Below are 7,841 nucleotides of genomic sequence, written 5' to 3'. Positions count from 1 at the left end.
GATCCTGAACTCCCTCGCCGACTATCTCGCCAGGATCACCCCCGACAGGAAAACCGAACTGACTAAGCCTCAAAACTTCTGACGCATCACACTAGCCTCTGCCCATGCGCAGGCCCCAGGCCGCCGAACGCGTCCCCTGGACCGCGGAGCAGGCCGTCGCCTTCCTCTCCCACTGCCGAGGCGTCGTTCCCGCCTTCGCCGACCTCTTCGAGGTCATCATCGGCACCGGCCTGCGCAAGGGAGAAGCCCTCGGCCTTCAACGCCCGTGTGTTCGGCTCGACGACCGCGTCATGTACATCCGCCACACCCTCTCCGCGATCGACAACCACGAACTCGTCCTGACCGCACCGAAGACCAAGAAGAGCCGCAACTGGGTGCCCCTGTCCGACCGCGTCGCCGCTGCCCTCGAACGCGCGATGGCCAGGAACACCTCCCCGGGCAACGGCCACGTCTTCCAGGACACCGACGGCAAGCCCCTCCACCCGGCCACGGTCCGCCGACGCTTCCACGAACTGCGTGAACAGGCCGGACTGCCCCACGTCACCATCCACGACCTGCGACACCTCGCCGCCACCCTCGCCCTGGAGGGCAACGTCTCCATGGCCGTCATCTCCAAGACCCTGCGGCACTCCACCCTGTCGACCACCGCGAACATCTACAGCCACCTGACCTGGGACGTCGCCATGGCCGCAGTCCACACCATCGAAACCAGGCTCCACCTCGCCGAGTCCCGCACCCACCGCGGCACCGACGCCCCCGCCAGCCCCTTGCCGAACCCGCTGTTCAGCCACGCGGCCTGACACAACCGCACGGCCACAGCCACCCCGGTCCACCAGGCCGCCCAGAACGCGGCAAGGACCAGCTAAACGGCCGGAACCGCCGGTCCATCACTGACACCCACTCAGCCCCGGAGCCACCACCACACCTGACGCCGCGGGCTCCGCAGGCACGCCCACTTCCGGGAAGCCACACCCGCTTCGACACCGGGGAGAAGCCCATTCGAAGACCGGCTACGCTCGGTTACCTCGACTGGATGGACAAAAGCCACATATCAGTTGCGGATTAGCACTCCAGATCCCCGGATACGGGCCCTGGAATGACGCGAACGAGCGCCCGCGACCACACTGCGACCACCACAACAAAAGAGCGGGCACTCGGTTTCCCAAGTACCCGCTCTCACAACCGACTTTACAGTCGGGACGACAGGATTTGAACCTGCGACCCCTTGACCCCCAGTCAAGGGGTTCAACTATTGTCGGCAGCCGGGGCCTCAAGGCCCCGGCTTCTTTGTTGCTCAACTGCCATGAGGTATAGGTGATTTGGAAGCTCTCGGCGGAAGTGGCGCCACAGGCTGCTGACCGTGGCTCAGTGGTTACTTCGCACACAAGTGTCCGCTTTCGCCCATCAGCGTTCATGGGCGCTCATCGGGTGTGGTCCCAAAGTGGTCCCAGGGCCAGCGACCCCGCCGCAGCTACTGCCGGTGACCGAGACCTGTCGGCCCTTCAGCAAGCACGGCCGTACGACCCCGACAGCCGCTGCGTCGACGATGCCGGCCGGCCTGCAGCACCGGTTCCTGCGAGCGGATCACGGTCGCTTACCCATCGACTACGGATCGTGATCTTCCGGGCGGTGTGTCGTCTTGAGCGTGTCTTCGCCGTGTGGTTCTGAATGCTTCGCACACCGCCCCGCACGCTCTGCCGCCACACCCGACACAGCAGCCACTCTTGCCCCAGAGGCACCACCCAGTCCGAGAGAAGGGGAAGCTCATGGGACAGCGTGCGCAGCGTGGCCGGGTCTATCGGCGATGTGGTTGTTCGGACGGTCACGGGAGGCAGTTGGGTCCGTGGTGTGTGCGGTTGCTGGAGGAGGCGGGTCACGGGTCGTGGACGTACTGCGTCGACCTGGCTCCTGAGGACGGGAAGCGAAAGACCCGCCGGCGCGGTGGGTTCGCCAGCCGTGCGGAGGCGGCCCGGGAGATGAAGGCGGTGCTCGACGGTGAGCTGCGCGGGGTGTACGAGGACCGTCGCGTGACCGTGGCGGGTTTCCTGCGGCAGTGGCTGGAGATGAAGAAGGAGGAGCTCGCGCCGAACACCTACGTCGGCTACGAGGCGTGCGTGGAACGGGACCTGATCCCCGCCTTCGGCCACTACCGGCTGCCCGACCTGCGTCCCAAGCACATCGAGCGCTGGATCGCCGCCCAGCGCAAGGCCAAGCGCGGCAAGGTCACCGTCTACCGGATCGTCTCCACCCTGCGCAACGCCCTCAACACCGCCGTCCGCTCCTGGGAGCTGCGCTACAACCCCGCCAAGCACTCTGTCCCCGCCCGGCCCCGCTCCGCCGAGCGCACCTGCTGGACCCCCGAACAGGCCGCCACGTTCCTGCGCCACAACGCCGAGCACTACGCCGACCAGCTCACCGACCTCTTCGAGGTCATGCTCGGCACCGGCATGCGCCGCGGCGAGATCCTCGCCCTCCACTGGCCGGACGTCCACCTCATGGACCGCAAGCTCTACGTCCGCTGGACCCTCGCCGCCATCGACAACGGGAAGATCCACCTCCGCGAACCCAAGACCGAAGCCAGCCGCGCCTGGATCAGCCTCTCCCCCAGAGTCATGGCCGCCCTCCACCGCCAGGCTGCCATCCAAATGGCAGCCCACCCGGAAGGCACGTTGGAGGGGCTCGTCTTCGCCCGCCCGGGCGGAACGCCGCTGCGCCCGCAGTGGGTCCTCGACCAGCTCCGCAAGCGCACCGCCGAACTCGGACTCCCCAAGATCGGCCTTCACGACCTGCGCCACACCGCCGCCAGCATCATGATCGCCGAAAACATCCCCACCGCCGTCGTCTCCAAGACCCTGCGCCACTCCACCCTCGCCACCACTATCAACCTCTACGGTCACCTCCTCAAGGACTCCGCCGACCAGGCCGTCCAGGCGCTCGCCTCCGCGCTCGACCGGGCCCAGACAGACCAACTCCGACCCCTCCCCCGAGGCGACGACGACCTGCCACTGGCGGCGTAGCCGCGGTGGCGCCCACCGGCTCTTGAGCAGGTGCGTCGGAGCGGCCCACTGCCACACGGTCGCAGAAGTATGGCCGCCTTGCAGGCCGGAGGGGCTCAACCTGCCCTCCAGCCCCCAGCCGGCAGTGACCGTCGGTCAGCGGAGGAAGCCGCAGTTAAGAAGCACGGGTGTTGACGTTTCCGAACGACTCGACCCAAGCCTGCGTGCAGGTCACCCGCGCCGCCCACCAGACCCGCCCCCAGGCCCGCGAGCTCCAGCGAATATCCGACGCCGCTTCGGAAGTCGCCCGACTTCCGCACCTGGCGGTCGCGCTTACGACCCCGCTGGCTGGCCCGGTCCGCTGAGTGCGGATCGGGGCGACTCCGGCTGGCCACGAAGCGTGATCGCTCGGAACGGCGTGCCGCCATAAGCACTCGTCTGCCCACGTCGACGTACCGGACGTGGGCAGTCCTCGCCGGAGAACGAACCGAAACGGAGCACGTGTGGGCACGCTGGGATACATGTCGGTCGAGATCAGCCGACTCCGAACGCAGGCGCCACGAGGCAGTGACGATGAGGCCGTTGACAACTACGGAGGAGTCCCGATGGACGGCACAGGAACCCCGATGGAGCGCATGCGCGCGCTGGATCACCTCAGTCCCTTGGACGCCGCGAAGGCGTGGGGTGTCCCCAAGCCGGCGCTGAAGAACGCCGCGGAGCAGATCCGCCAGATTCGGGCGGGAACGGACCGTTCGCTGGCTCGTGACAGGCCGCGCTGCCCCGAGCCGGTCGCTTCGTTCTACGGCTTCCCCTGCAAGGTCCCGGTCGAGGCCGGGATGGAGGTCTGCTACCAGCACCGGCGGGTGAAGGCCAACCCTGGCGCGGACGTTGCCTCCTATGCCTTGGCGGCCGTGCAGGCGCACGCGAGTTGGGAGGAACTGCGCGAGAGCATCCGGAGCCTCGACAGGCGCGCGCTGCAGAGCGAACGTCTGCGGCTCTTCCGCGCCTTCGAGGCGAAAGCCCCGATGACCGAAGAGGACTACCGGCTCGCTTCCCTGCTCCTGCCCTCCGAGGACCCGGCTACGCAGGCTCGGCGCGCCCTGGGCTTGCCCGGGCCCAACGACGGAATCGGTGACGGGGCCCGCCCGCTGAGTGTCACCGCCGCCCTTGACGCCGGGATCGGACTGCTCAAGAAGCGCGACCGGGGCCTGTCCGGTGGCGAGTTCGCGCTGGCGATGGCGGTGGTGCAGCTGACCGGCGAGGACCATCTGGTCGGCTTCGAGGTTGCGCGCGGACGCGGTCGGCGAGGGGCTGCTGCCCGCGCCCGTCCCCGCCGCTACGACCGCCGCCACCTTGGCGGCCCGTTTCGGCCAGGCCCAGCCTGAGGGTATCGAGCGGGCTTCGGCCCAGGTCAGCGCCCGTGCGCTCGCCGCACTGCCGGTCAGCGAACGGGCCCGGATCCTGTCCGGGCCGGTGACGATCGACCTGGACGCGAAGGACATCGAGGTGTTCTCCACCCGCAAGGAGCAGGTCATCCGCTCCTACAAAGGCGAGGTCGCCGGGCGTGTGCATGCCGCGCACTGGGCCCAGGCCGGGGTAGTGCTGGTCTCGGACCTGCTCGACGGCCGCTCGGACGGCCGCACCCAGGCCCCGGCCCAGATCGACCGGGCGGTGGACGCCGTGCGCGCCGCCGGAGCCGGCGGGAAGATCCTCCTCCAGGGCGATTACGGCTACTACCCGGGGAAGGTCGCCGAGAAGATCGTGACCCGCGAGGCACTGTTCCGGCTCGGGGCGCCGCGCTCCAAGCCGCTGTGGCAGGCGGTGGCCGCCGTGCACGAAGACGACTGGACCGACGCGGTCGACTACCCCAACGGGCAGGCCGCGCTGCTGGACTACGTGCCGTCCGGCTGGCCCGAGGGCACCAGGGTCATCGCGCGCCGGGTACGTTACGACGCCGCCGAGCTGTCCGCGGACCCGCGTTCGCGTCGCTCGCGGACCGTCGGAAAGGACCAACTCGCCCTGGTCCTGGACGGATTGGAGGAGCAGGCGTACGCCTACTCGTTCATCGCCACCAACGAGGAACTGGACCTGGACGAGGAGATCGCGGCGGCGGAGTGGGAGTTTCGCCGCCGCACCAGGATCGAGGAACTCCTCCGCGACACCGCCCACGGAGCCGGGCTGAACCACCTGCCCTCCGCATCGCACCAGGTCAACGCGATGCGGATGTGGGGCGCGCTGCTGGCCTACAACCTGTCCGCGTGGCTGCAGATGCTTGCCCCGCTCGGCGCCGCGAGGCGTCGCATCGCCACCGTGCGTCGGCTCCTGATCCGCCGAGCCGCCCGCTGGACGGCCACCGCTCGCCGCCACGAGCTCCACTTCACCGCCGAAGCAGGCGAGTTGATCGCCCGGGTGCTCGCCCGGATCCGCCCCCATCAGCACCCCCTGGCTTCCTAATGTAATTGTCAAGCAGCCTCGGTGATCGGCGGTGCGACCAGGTAGCACCGCCGGTCACGGATCAGGGCCCACAGGACGTTGACGCGTCGCCGGGCCAGGGCGAGCACGGCCTGGACGTGCTTCTTCCCCTCGGCGCGTTTGCGGTCGTAGAACTTCCGCGAGTTGGGATCGCATCGGACGCTGACCAGCGCGGAGGTGTAGAACACCCGCTGGAGCCGGCGGTGGTAGGTGACCGGCCGGTGGAGGTTGCCGCTGACCTTGCCGGAGTCCCTCGGCGCGGGCGCGACACCGGCGAAGGCCGCCAGGGCGTCCGGGAAGTCGAAGCCTTCCAGGCTGCCGCCGACGGCGGCGAGGAACTCGGCGCCGAGGATCGCGCCGATGCCGGGGACGCTCTGGACTATGTCAGCGAGTTCGTGCTCGCGAAACCGGCCTCGATGAGCTTGTCGATCTCGGCGATGTGCTCGTTGAGGGTCATCACCTCCTCGGCCAGGGTGTGGACCAGCCTGGCGCTGGTCTTCTCCCCGGGAACTGAGGTGCACTGCCGCTCGGTGGCCTCAACTGCCTTTCCCGCCAGAGATATTGCATTTCTGACCTTGCGGTTGGCCAGCCACTTGGCCAGCCGTGCGACGCCGGCGCGGCGTATGGCTGCGGGGGTCTGGTAGCCGGTCAGCAGCTTGAGCGGCCCGACGTTGGTCAGCTCCAGGGAGCGTTCCAGGGCCGGGAACATGCTCAGCAGGGTGCCGCGCAGGCGGTTGACGGCGCGGGTGCGGTCCTCGACCAGGTCGGCCCTACGGCCGGTCAGCAGCCGCAGTTCGATGTTTGGTTCACCAGGCGGCCGGGGATGTAGAGGACGTCCTGGCCATGGGCGATCAGCAGGCTCAGCAGCGTGGGCTCGCCGCCGGTCATGTCGATCGCCCATGTCACCTCGTCCCCGTCGGCCAGGGCGAGGACGTCACCGATCAGCTTCAGCAATTCGGGTTCGTCGTTGGCCACTCGCCGCGACAGCAGGGTCTTTCCCTCGACGTCCAGGGCCAGGCCGTGGTGGTGGCCCTTACAGCTGTCGATCCCCGCCCATATCCGGTTCATCGTGCTCCTGACGTGCGTGTTCGTGTTGTTCGTACCACGGACGACCTCGCCGGCATTGCTCTACACAGCGACTTTCTCGCACTTCCTAATCGGCGGCCGAGTCGTCGTGGGGCGCCGGGCGGCGAAGCCTGACAAGCCACGAACGGCAGCCGCCTGATAGTCACACCCGACACCCCTGGGTGACCCAACCCTACGAATGGCCCGATCAACCCGACTCGGAAGGTAGAGCCGCCTGAACACCGCCCCGACCGGGCCCGAACCATTCGTACCAGCCCTGGAAAGCCGCCCACCCGGCACGACAGCCGGGCCACATGCCTGCCCCGACACAGCGCAACGGCACGGACAGCCAGCACGGAGATCAACTGACTGGCCGTCGGCCACTACCTGCGGATTCGGGTCTGAGCCACACCCGCCCCAGCGCCGACCGCACCCGGCCGGCCCCATCCGAGGAGCACCCGTGTCCGACACCGCCACCGATCCGTCCGCCACCGCGGCACCCGAGACCGACGCCGCCGAGGTCGTCGAGGAGGACCTCCTGGTCGAGGAGGTCTCCATCGACGGCATGTGCGGCGTCTACTGAGCCGGGAGACCGACGTGTTCGACGCGACCCGCCCCTATCGGTGTTCGCCCCGAGTGGCGCTGCGCCCCGAGCCGTTCGGGGCGCTGGCCTACGACTTCGGCACCCGTCGGCTCTCGTTCCTCAAGACCGGGCTGCTGGTCGACGTCGTCCAGCGGCTGGAGCAGGCGGCCGACGTGCACTCCGCCCTGGTCGCCGCCGGTGTCCCCGAGCCGCAGCGCGCCCCCTTCCTGCGGGCGCTGGCCGGCCTGGCCGAGACGGGCGTGATCGAACCGCAGGACCACCACAAGGAAGAGGGCAGTACCCCGTGAAGCTGGTCGACCAGTTCGCCGCCGGCCTGGACAGCCCGATCTGCCTAACCTGGGAACTGACCTTCGCCTGCAACCTGGCCTGTGTGCACTGCCTGTCCTCCTCGGGCCGCCGGGACCCGCGCGAGCTGACTACCAAGCAGTGCAAGGCCGTCATCCGCGAGCTCCAGCGGATGCAGGTGTTCTACGTCAACCTGGGTGGCGGCGAGCCCACCGTCCGCCCCGACTTCTGGGAGCTGGTCGAGTACGCCACCGACCACCAGGTCGGCGTGAAGTTCTCCACCAACGGCGTGCGGCTCACGCCCGAGCGGGCCCGCTGGCTCGGGCGTGAGTTTCCTGAGTCAACCTCTATGCCGCCGGAGCCGTCTCGGGAGTCGTTTTGATCTTGTTGTTGGTCTGGTGGGTGACGGGGTCGTAGGG

9 protein-coding genes and 3 pseudogenes are annotated in these 7,841 nt (G+C 68.7%); 8 read left to right on the top strand and 4 right to left on the bottom strand.

The window, feature by feature from the left end:
• Positions 1–104: 104 nt before the first annotated feature.
• The 5 genes and pseudogenes from ACZ55U_RS38530 (at position 105) to ACZ55U_RS38510 (ending at position 5,450) form a co-directional block, all read left to right on the top strand.
• Positions 105–800 carry a tyrosine-type recombinase/integrase gene (locus ACZ55U_RS38530; RefSeq protein ID WP_465534208.1) on the top strand — a complete coding sequence of 232 codons (696 nt, stop codon included), beginning with the start codon at positions 105–107 and terminating at the stop codon, positions 798–800.
• 966 nt (positions 801–1,766) lie between these two features.
• Positions 1,767–1,973: pseudogene (locus ACZ55U_RS38525) on the top strand (Arm DNA-binding domain-containing protein); the annotation flags it as partial.
• 3 nt (positions 1,974–1,976) lie between these two features.
• Entirely contained in the window at positions 1,977–3,017 is a 1,041-nt protein-coding gene (locus tag ACZ55U_RS38520) for a tyrosine-type recombinase/integrase (RefSeq protein WP_465534210.1), read from the top strand.
• A gap of 584 nt (positions 3,018–3,601) precedes the next feature.
• A complete protein-coding gene (locus ACZ55U_RS38515) occupies positions 3,602–4,381 on the top strand; it encodes a hypothetical protein (protein WP_465534206.1) in 780 nt (259 codons plus the stop codon).
• On the top strand, positions 4,281–5,450 hold the full coding sequence (locus ACZ55U_RS38510) for a transposase (RefSeq protein ID WP_465534204.1): 1,170 nt from the start codon (positions 4,281–4,283) through the stop codon (positions 5,448–5,450). Before ACZ55U_RS38515 ends, ACZ55U_RS38510 begins: the two co-directional genes overlap by 101 nt.
• Positions 5,451–5,458: 8 nt before the next feature.
• Here the strand turns inward: ACZ55U_RS38510 and ACZ55U_RS38505 are convergent, their stop codons facing one another.
• The 4 genes and pseudogenes from ACZ55U_RS38505 to ACZ55U_RS38490 form a co-directional block, all read right to left on the bottom strand.
• Positions 5,459–5,656 carry a hypothetical protein gene (locus tag ACZ55U_RS38505; protein WP_465534214.1) on the bottom strand — a complete coding sequence of 66 codons (198 nt, stop codon included), beginning with the start codon at positions 5,654–5,656 and terminating at the stop codon, positions 5,459–5,461.
• Positions 5,657–5,821: pseudogene (locus ACZ55U_RS38500) on the bottom strand (transposase); the annotation flags it as partial.
• A 26-nt stretch (positions 5,822–5,847) separates the two neighbouring features.
• Positions 5,848–6,177, bottom strand: coding sequence for a hypothetical protein (locus tag ACZ55U_RS38495; protein WP_465534212.1), 330 nt, complete (start codon positions 6,175–6,177; stop codon positions 5,848–5,850).
• 51 nt (positions 6,178–6,228) lie between these two features.
• A pseudogene (locus ACZ55U_RS38490) lies at positions 6,229–6,536 on the bottom strand (IS110 family transposase); the annotation flags it as partial.
• Between the two features lie 457 nt (positions 6,537–6,993).
• Here ACZ55U_RS38490 and mftA point away from each other — a divergent pair.
• From mftA to ACZ55U_RS38475, 3 genes are read left to right on the top strand one after another with little or no spacing between them, the layout of a single operon-like run.
• Positions 6,994–7,116 (top strand): mycofactocin precursor MftA, encoded by a 123-nt coding sequence (gene mftA, locus ACZ55U_RS38485; RefSeq protein ID WP_465534202.1) that lies wholly within the window; start codon positions 6,994–6,996, stop codon positions 7,114–7,116.
• Positions 7,117–7,130: 14 nt separating this feature from the next.
• Positions 7,131–7,424: a mycofactocin biosynthesis chaperone MftB gene (gene mftB / locus ACZ55U_RS38480; RefSeq protein ID WP_465534200.1), complete on the top strand. Its 294-nt coding sequence runs from the start codon at positions 7,131–7,133 to the stop codon at positions 7,422–7,424.
• The gene (locus ACZ55U_RS38475) at positions 7,421–7,804 is read left to right on the top strand and encodes a radical SAM protein (RefSeq protein ID WP_465534198.1); all 384 of its coding nucleotides are present in this window, start codon (positions 7,421–7,423) and stop codon (positions 7,802–7,804) included. The genes mftB and ACZ55U_RS38475 overlap by 4 nt, the downstream gene beginning before the upstream one ends.
• Positions 7,805–7,841: the final 37 nt, after the last annotated feature.

Source organism: Kitasatospora sp. NPDC034533 (assembly GCF_055575155.1).
This window is presented reverse-complemented; position numbering and strand designations above follow the sequence as displayed.

What these genes read in the sequence shown, in the direction of transcription:
- ACZ55U_RS38530 (WP_465534208.1), top strand. Translation starts at nt 105, where the DNA reads ATGCGCAGGCCCCAGGCCGCCGAACGCGTCCCCTGGACCGCGGAGCAG.
- ACZ55U_RS38520 (WP_465534210.1), top strand. Translation starts at nt 1,977, where the DNA reads ATGAAGGCGGTGCTCGACGGTGAGCTGCGCGGGGTGTACGAGGACCGT.
- ACZ55U_RS38515 (WP_465534206.1), top strand. Translation starts at nt 3,602, where the DNA reads ATGGACGGCACAGGAACCCCGATGGAGCGCATGCGCGCGCTGGATCAC.
- ACZ55U_RS38495 (WP_465534212.1), bottom strand. Translation starts at nt 6,177, where the DNA reads ATGTTCCCGGCCCTGGAACGCTCCCTGGAGCTGACCAACGTCGGGCCG.